Here is a 22406-nt window from a genome sequence, read left to right as displayed (position 1 = left end):
CTTCATATACAAATAAAAAGAAAAAAAGGGCAGGTGAAGTTGAAAAAATTTTAATCCTCATACTTTTGCTAAAACCATTTGGAAATTTTTACGAATACTTCTGTTTATAATTGGAAAACTAAGAAATAAAATGGGAGATAATCAATGAACAAGCCCCCTGCTTATCGACGCAAAAGAGCCTTTTTATCACAATTATCTATCACACAGCTACATTTGCGGAATCCATGGATTCCAGCATTCTTTTCTTTTTCCTTTCCTGGGTTTGGAAATTTAATGCAGCAGCGGATTTTAAAAGCCTTCATGCTCATTGGCTGGGAACTTTTCATTAATTCAAAGGCCCACGTTAACCTTGGTATTTTCTATTCTCTATTAGGCCAGTTTGATAAGGCAAAGGAAGTCCTTGATGAACGATGGTTAATCTTGTATTGCGGTATTTATATGTACGCCATTTGGGATAGCTATCGCTCGACAGTGGATATGAACAGACTATATATACTTGCAGATCGTGAAGATGCACCCATCCCTCCATTTGAAATATCTAGTTTCGATATTTGTTATCTAGATAAGCGTGACCCTAAAACCGCATTAGGTTGGTCAATTATTTTCCCGGGACTAGGCCATTTATATGTCCATAAAGTAATTGTAGGGCTTTTTATGTTCGGATTTACGGTTTTTATTATGTATTTTTCGCATTTACCACAAGCGATCACCTATACACTTCTAGGAAATTTTGAAAAAGCCCTGAAAGTAATCAATATGCAATGGACTCTCTATTTGCCTTCCATCTATGTATATATTTTTTACGATTCCTACGTCTCAGCCATTGAATATAATAAATTATTTGAAAAGGAATTATCGCAGTATTTACGTAATAATTATCAGCCATCATATTTCGAATTTCCAATTTAAGTAGGGTGTGAAACCATGCTTGTTATAGCAACCTTTGAGAATTCTCCTTTTATCGAATTAGTTATTTCTTCCCTTGAGGAAAATGGCATTGCGAAAGAGAAAATCTTTGCCGTTCCCCTTGATAAGAGGACTGAACCAAGGCAACTTTTTGATACAATCCACTATGCAGATGGCTTTAGTATGTTTGATTTGGCAGCAATTTTAGGAACCTGTTTCATGCTTTTAGGATCAATTTATGGCTATGTCTTGAAATGGGGACCGATTATCTGGGGAATAATAGGAGCGGTTTCTGGACTTTTGATAGGGTTTCTCATTAAGCTGTTACTAATTAAAAGGGATAAAAACGGCACGAAGAAAATTACTGCAGAAGTTGTCATCATGATTCGTTGTGATGACTATCATTTGGAAAAAGCTGAAAAAATATTGTGGGAGCATTTTGCACTTGGCATTTCGAAAATTCAAACGTGACGTTTCTTTACTAAATCTTAATCAATAGGGATTACTATTTTTGATGACGTTAATAAGTAAAACAAAAGGCGACAAACCGATTTGGTTTGCCGCCTTTTTTGACTTATCAAAATTTATATCCATAAATTCTGCTATTGCATAATGGCAATTGCGCCTAATCATCGTCCTTAGGGGCTCGCCAATCGGCGAGTTTTCTTTACCAATTTATTCTTCTTCGGCATCCTGTTCAACAATGAGTTTGTCAAGAATGGTAATAGTATCAACAAGATGATTATTAAATATTTGCCGAGCAACAGCAAGCAACTCGATAATCATTGGATCCTTTAACGTATATACGACCCGATTCCCATCTTTTTTACCTGAGACAATATGCTTCGCACGTAATATCGTTAGCTGCTGTGAAACACTTGAGCCTTCACTTCCAACAAGGGTTTGGATCTCATTCACATTTTTATCACCTTCACCCAATAATTCCAAAATACGGATTCTCAAAGGGTGCGCAAGTGCCTTGAAAAATTCGGCCTTAAATCGTTGCATTTCAAGATTCAAAATTCATCCTCCTATAAACTAATATGTGGGGGAAAGTTTTCTTTTTGATTCAACACTTTCAACACTTTCAACATCTGAAAGCTTCGAACATTCCTTAAATGCGAAATGTTTACACCCTGCACATTTATTTTGTTCAATATGTCCAAGTGCATAGTCAATCGCCTCTCCCGTATGTTCAAAAAAGTGATCTTTACCAATTACCTTATATAGTCCAGTCTTTTTCAGAACGGTCTCGGGTTGAGTATTTATTCCTGATATAAGAACTATACCACTTTTCGAAAAATGTTTAACAATACTAGCTAAGTTTGCTTCACCGGTCGTATCCATAAATGGAACTTTGCTCATTCGTAATAATAAAATTTTAGGGTTGTAGTTAATGGTACTCATGATTGTTTGTTGAAATGTTTGAGCTGCACCAAAAAATAATGCCCCTTCAATATTATAAATACTAATTTGCGGACAATCATGGGTATCTGTTACCATTTGGTTCTCAATTTTATGATCCAGATTTGGCAATACCTTCTCTGTCAACATCACATCACTCATCCGTTTTGCAAACAAGATGGCTGACATGACTAGACCCACTTCAACAGCTACTGTTAAATTCACAAACACTGTTAAAATAAATGTGGTCAAAAGGGTTAAGGAATCAACCGTTTTTGTTTTTAAAATATGGCTAAAAACCTTTCGTTCACTCATATTCCAAGCAACTACCATTAAAATAGGAGCCATACTTGCCAATGGAATATAAGAAGCATATGGGGCAAAAAACAGTAACACAAGCAATACAACTACACCATGAATGATTCCAGATAATGGAGAGATTGCACCATTTTTTATATTTGTAGCCGTACGGGCAATTGCACCAGTAGCTGGAATCCCTCCAAATAAGGGCGTAATCATGTTCGCGATCCCCTGGCCAATAAGTTCTTTGTTACTGCTATGTCTGCTGTTAGTCATCCCATCAGCAACTACGGCCGAGAGTAAAGATTCGATTCCACCTAGCATCGCAATAATAAAAGCTGGTTTCATTAGCTTAATAATTAAATCCAAATTCACATTTGGAATATGAAAATGTGGGAGTGAATTTGGAATCTCACCGTAACTAGTTCCAATTGTAGCTACTTGATCAGGATAAAAAAGTGTCGCAACAATTGATGACAACAGTAAGCCAATCAGTGGACCAGGTACTTTAGGAGCAAATTTTGGTGTTAAAATCATCGTAATAAGACATATCATGGCTGTAAGAATGCTAAAAAAATTAGCTGTCCCTATATGAATATATAATTCTTTCAAGTTCAGAATGAATTCCTCATGTTTTTTGATTCCAACAAGTCCTAGGAAACTCGCAACCTGCCCTATGAAAATGGTGACAGCTATCCCAGTTGTAAAACCAATTGTAACGGGTCTTGGAATAAATTTGATGAGGGAGCCTAGCCTGAAAATCCCCATTAACAATAGTATAATTCCTGCTAAAAAACCAGCTATTAACAAGTTCCCATAACCATACGTCACAACGATTCCGAATAAAATCGGAATAAATGCCCCCGTTGGCCCACCAATTTGATACTTTGATCCTCCGAATAAAGAAATACAAATGCCCGCAACTACCGTGGTATAAATACCATACTCAGGTTTCACGCCCGAAGCGATGGCAAATGCCATTCCAAGCGGGATCGCTATCACCCCTACAATTAATCCTGCGAGGATATCTTTTGGAATGCTGCTTAGAGAATACTGCTGAAACCTTTTATCAAAAAACATAACAACCCTTCTTATTCTGTTTATTTCTATATCTGATTATTTGAATATAAGATATTTATAGGTACAATGCAAGAAATATATTTTTAAAAAAATAAAGAATAACCAATTAGCAAGCCCCTAAGGGCGATGGAGGCGTAGTTGCCCTTATGCGCTAGCAGAATTTATGGATATAAATTCTGCTTAACAAAAAAAAGACCGATCAATCTCGGCCTTTTATCAATTACTTTGGTTTAGGATGATTTGGAGTTTGTTCCAAAGAAACACGATAGCGGTCAATCTTCCCAAGCCTGCATTTTACCTCTTTCGCTATTTCTCTTATTAACATCTCAAGTCCAACGTGGGCAAGAGAAGGTAAATTAGCAAAGAGCTTTTTCACCTCCCATTTCAGTTCATTTTTCCCACATATGCTATGCCGGTTAATGACTTCGACTTCTTCTTTAATGATTTCAAGCTCTCTCCTCTTCTCTTCAGGTGCTAAAAGCAGGATATCATCAATTCTTTCAAGGAATTCAACAGATTTTTCAATTTTATTCTTCACTTCATCATAAACCATTTTATCAATAATCTGATGATCGAATTTGAATTGATTTAACTTTAATGCCGAATCATAGGTAGCTTTCACAATTTCTTCTCGTGTCATTTTATTTGTTTCATAGCTTAACATATTTTTCCACGAAGGTTGTAACATCGCTTGACGGAAATCCTCGATGGTATTGCAGAATTTTTTATAACCATATATTTCTGGATGTTCAAAAGCCGGGCTCGCTGGGTCGAGAAATGGTGCAAGTGGTGCAATAAAGTAAGAAATTCGTGGATCCTCTCCGCATTCTTTGTGAACTTTTTCACAAAAATCAATATTCTGAAGGGCACTTTTATAAGTCTGTCCAGGGATTCCAATCATAAAGAAAAGATCAATTTTTGAGCATCCATTATTTAGTGCTGATTTAAGTGTCTCAAATATTTTTTCATTTGAGCAAGCAAGCTTCCCGTTTAAACGTCGTAAATCTTCGTCTCCTGATTCGAGGGTAAGCTCAATGCTATATTTTGGTACTGCTTTTTGAATACGATTAAAAAACTCATCCCCCGCATAATGAAACAATTCAAACACAATTTCATCCTTAACATCCATATTTTCTAGGCCTTGTAGGAATTTATCAACATATTCCTTTCCACCTTGACGAATATCATTTAACAGAAAAATGGGGGCACGGGTAAATCGCTGAATAAAGGCAATATCCTCAATTAATTTTTCAGGTGATCTCATAACAATTTTTTTTCGATTACAATTTTGTAAATAGGCGTCTTTTGATCCACCACATATTAGACAGTTATGGGTACATCCTTTGGAGGTAAGTAAAGCTGTATTTGGATATTTCATCCACCCTTTATACGGAAGCCCATCTAATAGATTAAAATATTTAAAAACAGATCCGATCATATACCGGTATCCTGGCATTTCAAATTCGTCCAGACTATCAACAATATATGTCATGTCATTATAAAAATAAGATTGATTTCGTTTCCATGTTAGATTTGGAATCCCCGCAAAATCATCACTATTCTTTTTTTCTAGCTGATTTAAAAGTAATAGGATCAATTTTTCGGTTGTATCCCCTCTTACAACAAAATCAATGCAAGGATATTCAATAAGCTCTTTATGAAAATAGGTTGAGGAAAGTCCTCCAAATAGGACCGGTGTATTGGGATGATGCTTCTTAACAATTTTTGCTAGTTCGATACTCCCATGTGCATGTGGCAGCCAATGCAGATCAATTCCAAATGCCTTCGTTTTAATCTTTTTTATTTTCTTTTCAACATCAAATTTTGGATTTAGGAGCATACGATTAGCAATATTAATTATTTTCACCTTTAACCCAAATCGTTCCAGATAATCACAAATGCTTGTTAAGCCTATTGGGTACATTTCAAATACAGGTGATGAAGGAACAACATCACTAATAGGACCGGTGAATAACATTTCTTTTCGAAAATCATAAACGGTAGGTGGATGTAAAAGTACAAGATCATAAATCATATGATCACCTTCCAGTCTTAGTCTCTTTATATCCTATTTCACTCTTTTCACTTCGAGATTAGGTAAATTTTACAAAAGGATTATATTTTAAAGCATCTTTTGTGTCGTAATACCTTGTCTCTTTTTGAAATACATGTTATATTATTCAAGCGATGAGCTGAATTGTGTAAGTCGAGTAACATTCCTTTATGGAGCACACGATGTGGCGTGTGGTTTCTCGCCTCAATACGCAGAGAGACGCCTGTTTTCTAAACAGGCGTCTCTTTTATTTTTGCTTTGTAGATAATATTATTGATAAAAACATCCCAAATTAATAAAACCTGTTAATTATGATTGGCAGTTTTGAATCTAATCTTTTAAAATATATATATATTAGAAAAGGCAAATTTGGGGAGGAACTTTATGAATAACCATGAAATTGATTATAAAATTTATGGCGATGACATGCAATTTGTTGAAATTGAGTTAGACCCACAAGAAACCGTCGTGGCGGAAGCCGGAGGTTTCATGATGATGGAAGATGATATACATATGGAAACGATTTTTGGTGACGGATCTGGTAGTGGCAGCGGATTAATGGGCAAATTGTTTAGCGCTGGAAAACGTGTTCTTACAGGTGAAAGTCTTTTCATGACCACCTTTACAAACCAAGGCAAGGGCATAAGACGCGTTTCCTTTGCTTCACCTTATCCCGGAAAGATCATTCCAATGGATCTTAGTGAGTTAAACGGTAAAATTATTTGCCAGAAGGATGCATTCCTTGCAGCAGCAAAAGGCGTTACAGTTGGAATCGAATTTCAACGAAAAATTGGTGCAGGTTTTTTTGGCGGTGAAGGATTTATTATGCAAAAACTTGAAGGCGACGGAATGGCATTTGTCCACGCAGGCGGAACCATAATCAAAAAAGAACTTCTCCCGGGTCAAACCCTTCGTGTTGATACTGGCTGTCTTGTTGCGATGACAAGCAATGTAAGCTACGATATTGAGTTTGTTAAAGGCGTCAAAACTGCCCTTTTTGGTGGAGAAGGTTTATTCTTTGCCACCTTAAGAGGCCCTGGTTCTATTTGGATCCAATCCCTTCCATTTAGCCGACTTGCAAGTCGTGTCTTCGCGGCTGCACCACGAAACGGTGGAGCTAAAGACGAAGGAAGTATTGCAAGAGGACTCTTTGATTTGTTTAATGGCGATTGATTAGAAATGCGGAAGCGCCCTGTTTAGCCCCGACAAGCACTGGAGGGCACGTCAGTGAAGTCGTTCTTTGACTTCATTGGCTTGACCGAAGTGACCTCGAGGGGCTGGGCGCTGGAGCTAGACAATTCACAAAGACCATATTATTTTTGATTTCAACTTAAAAAGGGGACTGTCTCACATCACGGCGGAATTTCCAAAGTGTAGACAGTCCCCCATTTTTGTTTAATATTTCTAATTGAGAATGATTATCTTTTAGTTGCAGGTGCCCTGTTATTTATGTTATGTTTTCAATGTTACATAATAATAAGTGAAACAGGAGGATTTATTTATGTTCAAAAGGTTTAGTATTATGTTATTAATTGCTGTAGTCGCATTAGTAAGCGTCGCATGCAGTAATAATAGTTCAGATAAAGAGGCTACAAAAAAGGTGGATACTGCTTGGACAAAGATTAAAGATAAAGGAACCCTTGTTGTTGCTACTTCGGGCACACTCTATCCAACTTCGTACCATGATTCTAAAACAAACAAACTTACTGGTTATGAAGTTGAAGTAGTAAATGAGCTTGCAAAGCGTCTTGGACTAAAAGTCAAGTATTCTGAAATCGGTTTCGACGGCATGCTTACTTCAATAAATAGTGGTCAAGTTGACTTAGCAGCAAATGATATCGAAGTGAATGATGCAAGAAAAGATAAATTTGCTTTCTCTACACCTGTAAAATATTCATTTGGTACGGCAATTGTTAGAAAAAGTGACCTTTCCGGTATTAAAACACTCGAAGACATTAAAGGGAAAAAATCAGCTGGTGCAGCAACATCTGTTTACATGGACCTATCCCGCAAACTAGGCGCTAAAGAAGTTGTTTATGATAATGCTACAAATGAACAATATCTTCGTGACGTTGCAACTGGTAGAACAGACGTTATTTTAAATGACTATTATCTACAAACGCTTGCACTTGCTTACTATCCAAAATTAAATATTACCATTCATCCAAATATTCGCTTTAACCCAACTAGTGTTGCTTTGGTAATGAAAAAAGGTAATACTGATCTTGTTAAAAATGTAAATAAAGAGTTAAACGAAATGTTAACAGATGGTACAATGACAAAGATTTCAAAAGAATTCTTTGCTAATGCTGATGTTACAAAGCAAGTAAAACAAAAAAATATCCAAATTATTAGTACAAAATAAGGTATTGCCTATATGTACTAGCAGAATTTATGGATATAAATTCTGCCTAGCAAAAAAACTCTTCTTAGCGGAAGAGTTTTTTGTTTGCCTTACTTTATTGTTTTCTGCGAATCCTTTCAATCACCTGCTCTAAATCATCAGGTCTCAAAAATTCAATTGGGGAAAACCCTTTTTCAAATACAACAGAATCTGCTTCAACCATTAACACATATTTTTCATTTACTTTTGCCAAATGAACAGTATCTCCAAAATCTGATAAAAGCCCTCTTATAAAAACATGATCCAACTTCATCTTTAATTCTAATTCAGGTGTGTGTTCAATTGCCGAGAAAAGTACCCTTTCTCGACAATCTTAGTGAGCATTTTGCTCACTCACTCTTTGATAAATGTAAATTTTTAAGATCTTTATTGGCTTGTTGTCTTGTCAAATTGAATGATTGCCATGGATGGTTTTCAGTTAACGCTTCTTTTTTACGTTCGAGCAAAATATTTTTCAAACCCTCCACATGAGGATCTTTTTCGTACAAATCGATTAACCCTAACAAACCGGTATTGGACAGATGATTTAGATATTGAAGATCAATTTTGCCAGTTTGTTCGTAGCGGGAAATATTTTGATTCACAACCACACGATCTAAATCCAAAATATTCACGCCCGTATAGAAAATAAGTGATGTAATAAAGTAAAAATGAAACAGTGAAACTCTTTCAAGCCAAATCTTGATTAATGTATAAGCAAATATAATAACAAGAAAAATCATAAATGAATGAACAAGTACTCTCGTAAACGTAAAACCGTAAGCTTCTTCATACATCAATAAACGTAGGAATGCTGAAGTTAACATCACTCCACTTGCTAAAAGAAGAATGGTCAGCATGATTTGGCTAAATCGTTTCAATAAATGAGTGACTTGGTTAACAAAAGTTACAGTAACGACGGTGACCGTCAAATTTATTAATGTTGCAAACAATAACTCGAAAAATCCCCTTCTTGCATACTGTGCGTAAGTATAATCGCCTTGCAACGTCCCGCTGAAAAAATATTTAAACTGGACAATGGTAAACATAATATAAACTACATTTAGTAAAACAAGAACCGTAAGCATGATGATACCATCAAGTTGAAAACGGGTTTTTTCCATTTCAGAATTTGCAACTAAGATATATTTATTAAATAAGACTTGCATAAACCCAAAGAAAACAAGTGAATACATCAGAATGGCAATGAATCGTAAAATAAATTCGGGATTAATATTCTTTGCCCAAATCGGAAGACCCCCAATGATCCGTTCAAATTGAGAATCTGCTGCCATTAACAAATTTAGAACTACGAATAAAACAGGGATAGAGATAACAATTCCGATCATTACCTTTTTCCAAATTAGAAATCTACTTTCATTCATCCCTTGCTTCAAAGACTTTCCACTAATACCCACAAAAGAAAAAATATATTTTATAGCATCGATAATCATTACAAAAATATAAACAAGAAATCTTGGTTTATTCCACTTTAAACATTTGGGTCCTGTTATTAACAAGAGATGGAACATCACAAGAAAAGGAACAGCCAAGATGTTTAATACATAGAAAAATTTATTATCACTTATAAAAAAGCTTGCTCCTAAAAGCCAAATACAGCTAATGACTAGATAACCCAGACGCTGATTAGTAAATGGGTACCTCTTAAATTTCCAGAAGAATACTGAATAAAAGGCAAAAAGAAAAAGGATATTAGATATACCAATTTCACCACGAAAAAAAGCCTCTTCTGCTATGATTCCAAGTACTAAACATGATAACCAAAAAAGCCAATCTGATTTATTTATTTCATTTTCCATATCGATTTTACCCCCTTGATACATCATTTTTCTATATACATTGTATTTCTATGTACATAGGTAAAAAAATATGCCTATACCGACGCCTTCTTGCCCCACCTGTACCCGATCCAACAAACTGGATACAAAATAGCAGTAAAAAGAATACAAGCAATTATAAATTGATTTGTTAATAATGGTGCAAACCAGTTTGGTGGAATAATTTTAAAGATGGTTAAGAGCATTAAAAGTAAATTAGGGATGAGTGACAGTAAGAATGTCTTTTTTAAGAGAACTTTTCCTCTATGTCCAAATCCCTTGCCAATTTCATAGCCTAATAATCCCCAAAAAAATAGATAGATAAGTGCAATCATCGTTGGTATGGCAGTTAAATTGCTCCAGATCACCGTTAGCCAGTTCCATTGATAAATATTGTGGAATAATGTCAATAGACCCCCGAAGGTGAAAAAGATAATGTTTAAAAGAATAAATAGCCATTTCATATTGCTTGGTGTTACTGACAATTCTTCCTTCCACATTTGTGCAATTTCGTCAGGACTTCCGAGTCTAGAGACAATTTGCTTAAAAATGACTTCCTTGTCTTGATCGTCGAATATCTCTAACAGGATATCGTCAATATGCATTTCATACTCCTTTAGAATATCATCTTTCTCTGGAAGACTTCCAAGCATATTCGAAAGATCATTTAGAAATCTATTCTTCGACTGTTCCATTTTTCTTGTCTCCTATTACCTTGTTCATCACCCGTACAAAGTCCCGCCATTCGCGAGTTTTTTCAGTTAACATTTCTTTACCAGGGATTGTCATTCGATAATACTTTCGCGCGGGGCCCTTCTCTTGTTCACGCCAGTAACATTCGATGTATTCCTGCTTTTCAAGTTTATGAAGTGCTGGATACAACGTTCCTTCTTTTACACTAAAATCATGATCGCTGCGCTGTTCTAACTCTTTTACCAATTCATAACCGTACATATCCCGTTCATTTAACAACTGAAGCAAAAGTAAGGAAGTACTCCCTTTTACTAATTCTCGATTAAACATTCACTCACCTACCTAGAGTTTTTATGTATATAGAAATTCTACATCATATCCAACTTTCTGTAAAGCATTTAAACGAAACCAAAATAGTGTTATACACCTCTATTTACCCTACGACACTTAATTAAGTTTATGAACATCTTTTATAGGAAGTGTAATATAAAAGGTTGTTCCTTTACCAACCTGGATTTCAACATGAATTTTCCCATTCATGGCTCGAATGATTCCATGACTTACCATCATTCCAAGCCCAGTTCCATTTGAACCCTTTGTAGAATAATACGGTTCACCAAGTCGTTCAATTTGTTCAAGTGTCATTCCAATTCCAGTATCACTAATAGTGATGCAAACCTCTTTTTGATTTCGAATACATTTAATGGTGAAGGTACCTCCAAGTGCCATGGCTTCCACACCATTCTTTAAAATATTAACAAGGCATTGTTGAAAACGGTGGTGATCACCGAGTATATATGTATTAGGGCAAAGTGATGTAACAATTTCAATCGAATTCATATTTGCGAGGGCTTTAATAATATTTATTGCTTGATTCAATTCACTAGATACATTTATTTCATCCAAATGATCCAATGATGGTTTGGCAAATGTTAAATAATCATTAATTATTTCTTCCGCTCTTAATGTTTCAAGTAAGGCAATATCAATAAACTCCATTCGCTTCTTTTCTTCGATGTCCGTTTCCTTTAATAGCTGTAAGAATCCTCTGACTGCTGTTAGAGGATTTCGAATTTCATGTGAAATAGCAGCACTCATTTGACTAATTGCTTCAATCTTTTCCGTTTTCATTATTTTTTGTTTTAAAAAGTGGTTTCTCTGCCAAGCTTCAATCGTTGCCGTAATAATTACCACACCAAGACATGAAAAAAGAATGTAACTTGTCCACTCAGCTAAAGTCAATGGATGATGGATGGCATTCATAAAAAGAACAAATGCAAAAGAAGAATATAGGGAAACGATTGCTGTAGCGACAATTCTTTTTTTAGATGATAAATGATGAATCCATGTATATAATGAGATTCCAATTATGGTTTGAATACAATAAATAAATGATGAGATCCAAAATCCTTCATTTATGCCCAAAAAGGATCTAACAAGAATGGTTCCCGCCAAAAGAAACAGACTATTTACTCTTCCAAGATAAATCCCTCCAACAATTAGAGGAACCTGCCGCAAATCGAAGCGAACATGGACGCCACTTTTAACAGAAAATAATAATGAAAGAATTATGGAGAGAAAAAAATATAAGAAAACAGTCCAGTGCTTTAATGACTTGTCCTCGCGATGTTCATACCAGGTTCCAAATGTAAAAAGAAGCACGAGTATCATTGCTAGATTTAAGATCATTTGTTTTACAACTTCCACTCTGCCACTTCCTTTCCAACTTAAGCTGTATTTACACATCTTTAAACCATTTTACATAAAATATCAAGAGAAAAACGAAAAAGTTATCACAATATTTTGTCGATCCAATAAATAGTTTGTAAAAAAGTGAAATAATTGGCATTTATAATCAACTAGTTAACTACTGTAACTTTTTCCATTTAAATGAGCATAAAAATTCCATTTAATCTTCATAATATGAATAAAAAGATTGAGGTGAGGAAATGGGGTTACTTAATTCTTACAACCAATGGAGAGAAACAAAACAACAAAATCACATCTCAAACATGGAAACGCAAGGGAAGTGTCCCGATTGCAACGGCAGAGGTTTTACCGTTTATCCCTACAATGAATTTGCATACTTTAATTCATTTGAATGTCCAGGATGTCAAGGAAGCGGTTTATACTCTGAATGGGAGCAACTTAGATAATCAAGAAACTTTAAACTTCAAAAGACAGTGAGGTATCAAACCCCACTGTCTTTCCTATTAATATTCATAAAACCAATTATGACAATTACATCCTAAATCACCATTTTTTTATTTGAGTATAATTGTAGCTCTTGTTCGTTTGATTTTAGTTGCTCATGATGTTTTTTGACTTTGAGATGGTATATGATGTAGCATGCAACTGCAAATGGAACTCCACAATAAAGTGCCATACGTTGCTCGGAGTCAAATGCTAGACTAATAAGTACGACACAGTTTAACGTTAATCCTACGATTGGTAGAATTGGATAAAAAGGAGTTTTGAATTTTAGGTCTTCCACTTTTCCGCCTTGTCGAAGGAACTTTCTACGGAAAGCAATTTGCGATGCTGTAATGGAAATCCAACCTACTTGTGCGCCTAAGCCAGCAATGGAGAGTAGCCATACAAACACTGTTTTTTCAGCAAAAACACTTGAAAGTAATGATAATAAAGCAACTCCTAATGTAATAAGCAAGGCATTAAATGGAACACCTCTTTTACTAACTTTGGCAAGTACTTGACTAGCCATTTTCTCTTTTGAAAGAGCATATAGCATTCTAGTTGCAGCATATAAGCCAGAGTTTGCAACCGAAAGTAATGCAGTCAAGATAACAAAATTCATAATATCAGCAGCATAAGGGATCCCGATGCTATCGAATACAACTACAAATGGGCTTTCTACAACACCAGCTTTTTCTGCTGGAATTAAACCTGCTAACACAGCTACAGCTAAAACGAAGAAGAAAAGGGTACGCCAAACTGTTTGTTTGATGGATCTAGGAATAGTTTTTTCAGGATCTTCACTTTCACCTGCAGCAATACCAATTAATTCTGTACCCTGAAACGAAAAGTTAACCGTAATCATCGTAATTAGTAACGCTGTAATTCCATGTGGGAAAACCCCGTTGGCAACATAATTAGAGAAAAACGGTGCTTTTTGTCCCCCGCCCATATGAATTACCCCAAAAAGAGCACCAGCACCCAAGAATATAAACAGGATAATTGCAACAACTTTAATACTTGCAAACCAAAATTCAGCTTCTCCAAATGCACGAGCAGAAAGAGCGTTTAATGTAAATAAGAGAAGGGCAAAAATTGCACACCACATCCAAACAGGTGAGTGTGGAAACCATCTTTGCATAAGTTGACCAGACGATAGAAATTCTAAGGCAACTGTAACAGCCCACCCTAGCCAATAGAGCCAACCAAGTGTAAATCCTGTTGCTGGTCCAATAAATTTAGTCGTATATGTTTGAAACGAGCCGGAAACCGGCATGGCAACAGATAGTTCTCCAAGACAGAGCATCGTTAAATACATGATTAACCCACCGACGATAAATGAGAGAATAGCTCCAATTGGGCCTGCTTGATTTATCGTATAACCTGTCCCTAAAAATAAGCCCGATCCGATTACCCCACCAAGAGAGATCATAAATAAGTGTCTCGTCTTCATGGTTCTTCTTAATTCATTTGTGCTGTTTTCTTGTGTTTGCATAAAAAATCCCCTTTCATCCCCTTGAAATGAATGCGCTTCCACTCAATAATAAAAATAATTCCATGAAAATAGTTGAAACTATAGTGAGATCTTGATATTGAATATATCACAATAATCAAATCTCTCTAAATTATCTTTATTTTCATTTAATTAATATGCAATTTCCGTGCCAATAGAAAATATCTAATTTTTCGGTATTTTCGAACACCTAGTGCCTATTTATTTTGCATAGTAATTAAAAATTTTGCATTGTAGGTGCAAAAAAAATGCCCTTCCCCAAAAGCGGAAAGAGCATAATGCTAAAAAATTTCTTTTAAACCCAGCCCCGGTAATGTGAGGCTTCTGCCATTCTTTTTATTCCTACCATATATGCAGCTAAACGCATATCTACTTTATGTGAGTGAGCAGTTTCGTATATATTATCAAATGAATCAATCATGACTTTTGCTAATTTCTGTTCCACTTCTTCCTCGGACCAATAGTAACCTTGGTTATTTTGCACCCATTCAAAATAAGATACAGTTACACCGCCTGAGCTTGCTAGAATATCAGGAATAAGTAAGGTTCCTTGTTCTGTTAAAATATTTGTTGCCTCAATAGTTGTCGGTCCATTGGCAGCTTCTACAATAATTTTCGCCTTAATTTTATGAGCATTCTTAGCAGTAATCTGGTTTGAGATTGCAGCTGGAACAAGAATATCACAATCTAGTTCAAGCAGTTCCTCATTCGTAATTGTATGTTGAAATTGTTGAGAAAATGTTCCAAAGCTATCCCTTCGATCAAGCAAATTGTTGATATCTAGACCGTTTGGATCATAAATTCCTCCATATACATCAGAAACTCCAACAACCCTTGCCCCTGCATCATGCATAAATTTGGCTAGATAACTTCCTGCATTTCCAAATCCTTGAATGACAACACGTGCACCTTTTAAATCGATCCCTTTCTTCTTGACCGCTTCTCCGATACAAATCGTTACCCCACGTGCTGTTGCAGTTTCTCGACCTTGGGATCCACCTAGAACAATTGGTTTACCAGTGATAAATCCCGGTGAGTCAAACTCGCGTATTTGGCTATACTCATCCATCATCCATGCCATTATTTGCGAATTCGTATAAACATCTGGTGCTGGGATATCTTTTGTAGGTCCAACAATTTGGCTAATCGCACGAACATATCCACGACTTAAATTCTCAAGCTCTCTAAAAGACATTTCCCGTGGATTGCAAATGATTCCACCTTTTCCTCCACCGTATGGAAGATTTGTAATACCACATTTAAGGCTCATCCAAATTGATAAGGCTTTTACTTCCTCTTCGTTCACTTCTGGATGAAAACGCACCCCACCTTTTGTAGGCCCTACCGCATCATTATGCTGAGACCGGTAACCAGTAAAAATTCGAATTGAACCGTCATCCATTCTAATTGGAATTCTTACCGTCAATATACGCAAAGGAGCTTTTAGTAATTCATACATTTCGTTTGAATAACCTAATTTTTTCAATGCTATTTGGATAACCTTTTGAGTAGAAGAAAACAAATTTAATGATTCTTGTTCTTCTATTACACTATTTACCACACTGTTTACAGACACCGCCAACACCTCAATAGTTTAATGGAGTATGAAAAGATCTCTTAAGCTAATACTTTTAAAATTTTCTCAATCGCCCAATCTATTTCTTCCTTCGAAATGATGAGTGGTGGTGCAAAACGGATAACGGAATCATGTGTTTCTTTACATAATAATCCTTCTTCTTTTAATTTCTCACAATATGGTCTAGCTGATTCTGTAAGCTCAACACCAATAAATAATCCCTTTCCTCTCACTTCTTTAATCATAGGATTGTTAATGGTCTTTAATTGTTCAAGGAAGTAATTTCCTAATTCAAGTGACCTTTCAGCAAGTTTTTCTTCTTCAATCACTTCTAATGCAGCAAGGGATACTGCGCAAGCAAGCGGGTTCCCTCCAAAGGTTGAGCCGTGCGAACCTGGATTAAACACTCCTAATATATCTGCATTTGCTACAACACATGATATTGGGAATACTCCTCCACCAAGTGCTTTTCCTAAAATAAACATATCTGGTTCTACATCTTCCCAATCACAAGCAAACATTCTTCCAGTACGAGCCAAACCTACTTGAATCTCATCTGCTATGAACAGCACTTTTTGTTCTTTACACAGAGTAGAAGCTTCTTTTAAAAATCCTTCTGGAGGTATAATAATTCCAGCTTCTCCTTGGATAGGCTCCAATAAGAAAGCAGCTGTGTTCGGTGTAATCGCTTCTTTTAACGCTTCGATGTCCCCATATGGAATTAATTTAATTCCAGGTAACATTGGTCCAAATCCTCGTTTATATTCAGGATCAGATGATAGGGAAACCGCACCCATCGTCCGGCCGTGGAAGTTACCTGTACATGCGATGATTTCTGCTTGATTTTCAGCAATCCCCTTTACATCATAGCCCCATCTTCTTGCTGTTTTGAAGGCAGTTTCAACTGCTTCCGCACCAGTATTCATCGGAAGGGCCATTTCTTTATTCGTTAGTTTACAAATTTTCTCGTACCATGGTCCTAACTGATCATTATGAAAGGCGCGGGAAGTAAGCGTAACCCGATCTGCCTGGTCTTTCAATGCTTGAATAATTTTTGGATGACGATGTCCTTGGTTAACAGCTGAATAGGCACTTAGCATATCCATATAGCGATCACCCTCTGGGCTCTCCACCCAAACTCCTTCAGCCTTTGCGATCACAATTGAAAGTGGATGATAATTATTCGCACCAAATTTTTTCGTTTGTTCCATAATTTTTTCTGAATTGGTTGTTACTACTGTCATGTCATTTTTCCCCCTTTGTTTCATTTCGGCTAATTCTTCTTACATAACTATTTTTCATAGATAGTTCACACTAATAAAATAATATGCAATTTCCATGCCAACTCTAGGAATCTCTATTTTTTGCGGTAATTTCTCGATTTCGAATACTTTATTTTAAAAAATTTTGCGCAAATTTATTTATTTCTTTCTATAAACGCAAAAATATTTTGCAGTAACGAAGATTATTTGATTAAATAGATATGAATCAATAGTGTACTAGGGAGAAGGATAGCAAAATGGAGCATTCCAAAGAAATTCATGAGTTACAATACATAAACCGTATATATGAACGAATACTGGACGAGGTTGATGTGGGTGTCCATGCTGTGGATGAAACTGGCAAGACAATTATCTATAACAAGAAAATGATGCAAATGGAGTCAATGGACAGCTTAGATGTCATGAATAAAAACTTACTAGATGTGTTCATGTTTAAAGACGATCAAGCAAGTACTCTAGTAAAAGCCTTACAAGAAGGAAAAGAGACTAGTAATGTCAAACAAACCTATTTTAATAATAAAGGCCATGAAGTAACGACCATTAATAATACCTTCCCTATCCTTGTGAAAAATAAAATTAGTGGGGCCGTTGAAATTGCCAATGATGTTACGAAATTGGAGCGGCTAATGAAAGGAAATATGAATAGTAAGGGTGCCCCGAAATATACCTTTGACAGTATTACTGGAACGAGTCGATCTGTCCTGGAAGTGATTGAGAATGCTAAGCGTGCCTCCCGTACTTCTTCCTATGTATTAATTGTTGGGGAGACTGGGACAGGGAAGGAGCTTTTTGCCCAAAGTATTCATAATGCTAGCAATCGGATGACAAAACCATTTATATCCCAAAATTGTGCAGCTCTTCCTGATAATTTAATAGAAGGCCTCCTGTTCGGGACAAAACGTGGTGCTTTTACTGGTGCAGTTGACCACCCTGGTTTATTCGAACAAGCTGAGGGGGGAACACTTTTACTCGATGAGATTAATTCTCTTAATTTAACTCTTCAAGCCAAGTTACTTAGGGTTCTTCAGGAAAAAACAATAAGACGAATCGGTGATACGAAGGATACGCCTGTAGATGTGCGTGTCATCGCCAATATAAATGAAGATCCTATTGACGCTATTGCCAATAATCATTTGCGTAAAGATTTATATTATCGTCTTGGAGTAGTGTCCATCTTTATTCCACCGCTTAGGGATAGAAAAGAAGATATTCCATTACTTGTTCAGGATTTCATCAAAAAGTATAATGAATTATTCCAAATGAATGTGAAAGGATTGCGTGATGATGTTATGCATTCCTTCCAAGAATATGAATGGTTTGGAAATGTCCGTGAGCTTGAACATATTATTGAAGCAGCAATGAATATAATAATGGACGAAGAAGAAATCATGTACTCACATTTGCCTTTCCAATATCGTAACAAAATACAGATGAAAGAGCGGATGATCCCGATTTCATCTGTTGAATCATTCATAAATGAGAGCGCAGACGTTGCTACTCCCTTAAAGGATCAAATGGAGCGATTTGAAAAAACCTATATTGAGCATGTATTGAAAAATAATCATTCCAATATTTCCCGAACTGCCAAATTTCTAGGACTAAGCAGGCAAAGTTTGCAATATCGAATGAAGAAATTACATATCAGTATTTAAGAAAAATAAGGAAAATGCCAGGAACCATCCAAATACTGGATGGTTCCTGGCACTTAGTTGTTTATAAACCGTTCAATTCTTTTAATGGCTTCTTTTAGTTGTTCTATTGATGATGCATATGAACAGCGAATATGGCCTTCTCCACTTTCCCCAAACACATCTCCTGGAACAACTGCAACACGTTCTTCTATTAAAAGTTTTTCAGCAAATTCCTGTGAGGTTAAACCTGTTTTCGTTATGGATGGAAATGCATAAAAGGCACCGCCGGGATTATGACAGGTAAGACCCATTTCATTGAATGAGTTAACGATATAATTCCTTCTTCTCCGGTAGCTTTGTCTCATCTCTTCTACATCTGACATACAATTCTTCAATGCTTCGATTCCAGCATGTTGCGCCATCGTTGATGCGCACATCATCGCATATTGATGGATTTTAAACATTGCTTCAGAAATTTCCTTTGGTGCACATACATACCCTAAGCGCCATCCAGTCATCGCAAAAGCCTTGGAAAATCCATTTATGACAATCGTTCGTTCTATTAGTCCATCGATCGCTGCAAAGGAAGTGAATTTCTCATCATAAGCAAGCTCAGCATAAATTTCATCAGAAATAATAAGCAAGTCATGTTTTTTCACAATTTCTGCAATTTTCACAAGATCTTCTTTTCCCAACTGTGTTCCAGTTGGATTATTAGGAGAGCAGATAAGCAAAGCTTTTGTTTTCGGTGTAATCGCTGCCTCCAATTGTTCAGGTAATAACTTAAAATCATTTTCCTTTAACGTTTGAACAGTCACTGGATTTCCTCCCGCAAGCGTCACTAAAGGAGCATAAGCAACAAAACATGGCTCAACGACAATCACTTCTTCTCCGGGATTCAAAATGGCTCTCAGTGCTATATCAAGGGCCTGACTTGCACCGACTGTTACAATAATTTGATCGTTTGGGTTATATGAAATATGAAATTGTCTTTCCATATAGCGGGAAATCTCAGTTCTTAACTCAAGCATACCTGCATTTGCCGTATAAGTAGTATAACCTTGTTCCAATGAATGAATGGCCGCTTCCCTAACCGACCATGATGTTACAAAATCCGGCTCCCCTACACCGAGCGAAATAACTCCTTTCATATTTGCAGCAAGGTCAAAAAAGCGCCGAATTCCAGATGGCTTTAAGTCTTGAACCGTTTTTGATACGAAGGAAGTTTTAATCATGGGGACACCACAATCCGTTTATCATCTTCAGTTTCGTCAAAAACAGTGCCATCATGTTTATACTTTTTCAAAATGAAATGAGTGGTTGTTGAAACGACGGAGTCCAATGTAGATAACTTTTCAGATATGAACGTAGCAATTTCATTCATGGTACGACCTTCCACAATAACCGATAAATCATAGGCACCAGACATTAAGTAAACAGAATTCACCTCTTTAAACCGGTAAATTCCTTTGGCAACCTCTTCAAAACCAACACCTCGTTTCGGGGTTACCTTTACATCAATCATTGCCGTAACCCCTTGTTGTTCATCTACTTTTGCCCAGTTAATAATTGTGGAATAGCGAACAATCACACGCATTTCTTCTAACTTCTTTAAAGTCGTGCCAATTTCTTCTTCTGATAGATTCGTCATTTTAGCCAAATCCTGCAATTCGATTCGGCTGTTTTTTTCAATAATCCGCAGTACTTCCAATTCTTGACCATTTAAATGCATTAGTAATCCCCCTAGTTCAAGTTCACGATGTAGATTTTACTGGCTGTGTATCCAACACGTTTAGTTTAGGAATAGCAACGGTTCCGCGAAGATTCTAGCCAATACAAAAGAAACTCCCCCATATGGGCAGAGGACTTCTAAAAAAATCAACTTATATCATTCTATCAAAAATGACTTCATTTTTGTTTATTAATTTTCAATTTTTCGAGTTGAGGAATTATGTGTCCATTATATAAATTATGAGTCTTCATTTAAAATAATTTTCTTAAAAAGCCCTCCCCTTGCCAGGTACGAGCAAAGGGAGGGCTCCAAACTGTTTTTTTAACTAGTTAGCTTTATTTATTTTTTCTCCTATTTTTATTATTTTCGTTCGTTTTAATGATTTGGTTCCGTTCGCCTCCATCAGAAAGCTCCTCTGAGAATTCATGTTCTGCCTGGTTTCCCAGTAATTGATCTGATGAGCGAATCGTTTTCGCTGGTAAATTATTATTCGGTGCTGCCTGTTCATTCCATTTTCCCATAAAAAATCACCTCTTTTTTTAGTATTAGAAAATGGCCATAGATGATACATGCTAATTCTTTATTTGAGGTTTGAAGTAATTATTTTTATTATTAGAAATCTTAGTTGATAATTGGAAAAAATAGTAAAACGCTTGGATTTTCCAAGCGTTTTCACGAGTGAAATTGAATAAGAATATCCATTTGATTTCACTATACTATTGAAACTACTTTGGAACTTTTACTCAGACTTCCTGACGTGATAGCTTAAAGCCCCTTTTTTATATTGGCTTGATACAGTTTCGATGTTCTTACCTCTACTGTCAGTGTCCCAGCTCTAACAATTGCTTTTAATAGTAATGGCACACCTGTCGTATTTTGAAATCTAAAGTCCGCTCCACCATAGGATACCGTTGCATCTCTCCCTGTTGGAACATATCCAACATGTAATGAATGATGGTGCTTTTCGACGTAACTAACGCCTAATTGATCGATGGCATTATACAATGTTGAGGATGTCTGACAAATGCCGCCACCTATTCCATCGACTAATTTCCCGTCTACAGCTTCTTTCGCTTTTTGATACCCGTGTTCTTGGTCACTCGGTCCAACAGTTGTATTAAAAGAGAATATATCCCCAGTCCCGATAATGACATTATTAATGGCTTGCGCTGATAGTTCAATATTTTTCCCTCTTCCTACAACGCTACTATTAAAATGAGTCGAATAAGTAGCGACCACTACTTCAGCTAAATGAGAAGCATCTTCAGGTTTATATCCACTTTGCGTCACATAGAGTGGCAACTCCACATCCCCACCCTTTTCCGAAGCTTGGAGTACCTTTTCAGACAACTCCGACTCCTCCAATATAGTTCTAGGACTTCCTTTTACAATTAATCCATTAACACCGATCCTATCAGGGAGCATTCTCTTATCATATCCAGGTGTAGTTTGTGTTCCCCTTGCTACGTCCTTTGCCCACTTTTCAATTTCCTGTTTATATTTTTCATTATTTGTTCCAAATCCCATTTCTTTTGGAACAAAACTTTTTACGAAACTTTTTGTATTCGGATCCACTATATTTACGACAATCGGCTTCTGTTCTGCTTGTTTCTTTGCTTTGTCATCGGCTTCTTTTGATTTCTTCTCTTGCTCAACTTGCTTTTGCAATTCAGTTACCTTTTTTTCAAGTGCCTTTTCTTTTACCTTGTTCTCTGAACATCCAGTTAATCCTATTAAACTAGAAGTTAATACAATTGAAATAACCCATATACCCTTTTTCATTTTTCCCCAACTTCTCTTTTAATTTTGAATAGCTCTTTC

General features: G+C 36.2%; 19 protein-coding genes and 1 pseudogene. 5 read left to right on the top strand and 15 right to left on the bottom strand.

The window, feature by feature from the left end:
* The first annotated feature begins 144 nt into the window (after positions 1-144).
* Both RCG20_RS20100 and RCG20_RS20095 read left to right on the top strand, forming a co-directional pair.
* Complete coding sequence (locus tag RCG20_RS20100) at positions 145-909, top strand: hypothetical protein (protein WP_308181910.1); 765 nt, start codon at positions 145-147, stop codon at positions 907-909.
* A 15-nt stretch (positions 910-924) separates the two neighbouring features.
* On the top strand, positions 925-1377 hold the full coding sequence (locus tag RCG20_RS20095) for a hypothetical protein (protein ID WP_308181909.1): 453 nt from the start codon (positions 925-927) through the stop codon (positions 1375-1377).
* A gap of 204 nt (positions 1378-1581) precedes the next feature.
* Here RCG20_RS20095 and RCG20_RS20090 read toward each other — a convergent pair whose 3' ends face one another.
* The 3 genes from RCG20_RS20090 to RCG20_RS20080 form a co-directional block, all read right to left on the bottom strand.
* Complete coding sequence (locus tag RCG20_RS20090) at positions 1582-1926, bottom strand: ArsR/SmtB family transcription factor (protein ID WP_308181908.1); 345 nt, start codon at positions 1924-1926, stop codon at positions 1582-1584.
* 18 nt (positions 1927-1944) lie between these two features.
* Entirely contained in the window at positions 1945-3690 is a 1746-nt protein-coding gene (locus RCG20_RS20085) for a SulP family inorganic anion transporter (RefSeq protein ID WP_308181906.1), read from the bottom strand.
* A 220-nt stretch (positions 3691-3910) separates the two neighbouring features.
* A complete protein-coding gene (locus RCG20_RS20080) occupies positions 3911-5725 on the bottom strand; it encodes a TIGR04190 family B12-binding domain/radical SAM domain protein (protein ID WP_308181905.1) in 1815 nt (604 codons plus the stop codon).
* Between the two features lie 402 nt (positions 5726-6127).
* Between RCG20_RS20080 and RCG20_RS20075 the strand changes: the two genes are divergently transcribed.
* Complete coding sequence (locus RCG20_RS20075) at positions 6128-6916, top strand: TIGR00266 family protein (protein WP_308181904.1); 789 nt, start codon at positions 6128-6130, stop codon at positions 6914-6916.
* A 328-nt stretch (positions 6917-7244) separates the two neighbouring features.
* Positions 7245-8108, top strand: coding sequence for a transporter substrate-binding domain-containing protein (locus tag RCG20_RS20070; protein ID WP_308181903.1), 864 nt, complete (start codon positions 7245-7247; stop codon positions 8106-8108).
* Between the two features lie 94 nt (positions 8109-8202).
* Here the strand turns inward: RCG20_RS20070 and RCG20_RS20065 are convergent.
* The 8 genes and pseudogenes from RCG20_RS20065 to RCG20_RS20030 all read right to left on the bottom strand — a co-directional run.
* Positions 8203-8430, bottom strand: a pseudogene (locus tag RCG20_RS20065) (DUF3898 domain-containing protein); the annotation flags it as partial.
* A 46-nt stretch (positions 8431-8476) separates the two neighbouring features.
* Positions 8477-9946 (bottom strand): DUF4153 domain-containing protein, encoded by a 1470-nt coding sequence (locus tag RCG20_RS20060; RefSeq protein WP_308181902.1) that lies wholly within the window; start codon positions 9944-9946, stop codon positions 8477-8479.
* A 74-nt stretch (positions 9947-10020) separates the two neighbouring features.
* A complete protein-coding gene (locus RCG20_RS20055; RefSeq protein WP_308181901.1) occupies positions 10021-10659 on the bottom strand; it encodes an HAAS signaling domain-containing protein in 639 nt (212 codons plus the stop codon).
* Positions 10640-10987 carry a PadR family transcriptional regulator gene (locus RCG20_RS20050; RefSeq protein WP_308181900.1) on the bottom strand — a complete coding sequence of 116 codons (348 nt, stop codon included), beginning with the start codon at positions 10985-10987 and terminating at the stop codon, positions 10640-10642. The genes RCG20_RS20055 and RCG20_RS20050 overlap by 20 nt, the downstream gene beginning before the upstream one ends.
* Positions 10988-11104: 117 nt before the next feature.
* Entirely contained in the window at positions 11105-12364 is a 1260-nt protein-coding gene (locus tag RCG20_RS20045) for a HAMP domain-containing sensor histidine kinase (RefSeq protein WP_308181899.1), read from the bottom strand.
* Between the two features lie 541 nt (positions 12365-12905).
* On the bottom strand, positions 12906-14345 hold the full coding sequence (locus tag RCG20_RS20040; protein WP_308181898.1) for an amino acid permease: 1440 nt from the start codon (positions 14343-14345) through the stop codon (positions 12906-12908).
* Between the two features lie 313 nt (positions 14346-14658).
* Positions 14659-15924, bottom strand: a complete 1266-nt coding sequence (locus tag RCG20_RS20035; RefSeq protein WP_308184410.1) for a Glu/Leu/Phe/Val family dehydrogenase — start codon at positions 15922-15924, stop codon at positions 14659-14661.
* A 56-nt stretch (positions 15925-15980) separates the two neighbouring features.
* Positions 15981-17183 carry an ornithine--oxo-acid transaminase gene (locus tag RCG20_RS20030; protein ID WP_308181897.1) on the bottom strand — a complete coding sequence of 401 codons (1203 nt, stop codon included), beginning with the start codon at positions 17181-17183 and terminating at the stop codon, positions 15981-15983.
* 275 nt (positions 17184-17458) lie between these two features.
* On the opposite strand from RCG20_RS20030, the gene RCG20_RS20025 reads away from it, so the two are divergent.
* Positions 17459-18874: a sigma-54 interaction domain-containing protein gene (locus RCG20_RS20025; protein ID WP_308181896.1), complete on the top strand. Its 1416-nt coding sequence runs from the start codon at positions 17459-17461 to the stop codon at positions 18872-18874.
* Positions 18875-18927: 53 nt separating this feature from the next.
* Here RCG20_RS20025 and RCG20_RS20020 read toward each other — a convergent pair whose 3' ends face one another.
* The 4 genes from RCG20_RS20020 to RCG20_RS20005 all read right to left on the bottom strand — a co-directional run bounded on the left by RCG20_RS20020 (position 18928) and on the right by RCG20_RS20005 (position 22367).
* Entirely contained in the window at positions 18928-20088 is a 1161-nt protein-coding gene (locus RCG20_RS20020; protein ID WP_308181895.1) for an aminotransferase, read from the bottom strand.
* Positions 20085-20585, bottom strand: a complete 501-nt coding sequence (locus RCG20_RS20015) for an Lrp/AsnC family transcriptional regulator (RefSeq protein WP_308181894.1) — start codon at positions 20583-20585, stop codon at positions 20085-20087. Before RCG20_RS20015 ends, RCG20_RS20020 begins: the two co-directional genes overlap by 4 nt.
* 335 nt (positions 20586-20920) lie before the next feature.
* Positions 20921-21106 (bottom strand): hypothetical protein, encoded by a 186-nt coding sequence (locus RCG20_RS20010; RefSeq protein WP_308181893.1) that lies wholly within the window; start codon positions 21104-21106, stop codon positions 20921-20923.
* 244 nt (positions 21107-21350) lie between these two features.
* A complete protein-coding gene (locus tag RCG20_RS20005) occupies positions 21351-22367 on the bottom strand; it encodes a VanW family protein (protein ID WP_308181892.1) in 1017 nt (338 codons plus the stop codon).
* Positions 22368-22406 lie beyond the last annotated feature (39 nt).

It is taken from the genome of Neobacillus sp. PS3-40 (assembly GCF_030915485.1).
Classification (GTDB): domain Bacteria; phylum Bacillota; class Bacilli; order Bacillales; family Cytobacillaceae; genus JAUZPL01.
Note: the sequence above shows the minus strand (reverse complement) of the source record. Positions and strands in the feature narration are given on the sequence as shown.

Coding starts and splice junctions, on each gene's coding strand:
- RCG20_RS20085 (WP_308181906.1), bottom strand. CDS start 3,690: ATGTTTTTTGATAAAAGGTTTCAGCAGTATTCTCTAAGCAGCATTCCA.
- RCG20_RS20015 (WP_308181894.1), bottom strand. CDS start 20,585: ATGCATTTAAATGGTCAAGAATTGGAAGTACTGCGGATTATTGAAAAA.
- RCG20_RS20025 (WP_308181896.1), top strand. CDS start 17,459: ATGGAGCATTCCAAAGAAATTCATGAGTTACAATACATAAACCGTATA.
- RCG20_RS20030 (WP_308181897.1), bottom strand. CDS start 17,183: ATGACAGTAGTAACAACCAATTCAGAAAAAATTATGGAACAAACGAAA.
- RCG20_RS20050 (WP_308181900.1), bottom strand. CDS start 10,987: ATGTTTAATCGAGAATTAGTAAAAGGGAGTACTTCCTTACTTTTGCTT.
- RCG20_RS20075 (WP_308181904.1), top strand. CDS start 6,128: ATGAATAACCATGAAATTGATTATAAAATTTATGGCGATGACATGCAA.
- RCG20_RS20010 (WP_308181893.1), bottom strand. CDS start 21,106: ATGGGAAAATGGAATGAACAGGCAGCACCGAATAATAATTTACCAGCG.
- RCG20_RS20005 (WP_308181892.1), bottom strand. CDS start 22,367: ATGAAAAAGGGTATATGGGTTATTTCAATTGTATTAACTTCTAGTTTA.
- RCG20_RS20060 (WP_308181902.1), bottom strand. CDS start 9,946: ATGGAAAATGAAATAAATAAATCAGATTGGCTTTTTTGGTTATCATGT.
- RCG20_RS20020 (WP_308181895.1), bottom strand. CDS start 20,088: ATGATTAAAACTTCCTTCGTATCAAAAACGGTTCAAGACTTAAAGCCA.
- RCG20_RS20070 (WP_308181903.1), top strand. CDS start 7,245: ATGTTCAAAAGGTTTAGTATTATGTTATTAATTGCTGTAGTCGCATTA.
- RCG20_RS20100 (WP_308181910.1), top strand. CDS start 145: ATGAACAAGCCCCCTGCTTATCGACGCAAAAGAGCCTTTTTATCACAA.
- RCG20_RS20040 (WP_308181898.1), bottom strand. CDS start 14,345: ATGCAAACACAAGAAAACAGCACAAATGAATTAAGAAGAACCATGAAG.
- RCG20_RS20095 (WP_308181909.1), top strand. CDS start 925: ATGCTTGTTATAGCAACCTTTGAGAATTCTCCTTTTATCGAATTAGTT.
- RCG20_RS20055 (WP_308181901.1), bottom strand. CDS start 10,659: ATGGAACAGTCGAAGAATAGATTTCTAAATGATCTTTCGAATATGCTT.
- RCG20_RS20080 (WP_308181905.1), bottom strand. CDS start 5,725: ATGATTTATGATCTTGTACTTTTACATCCACCTACCGTTTATGATTTT.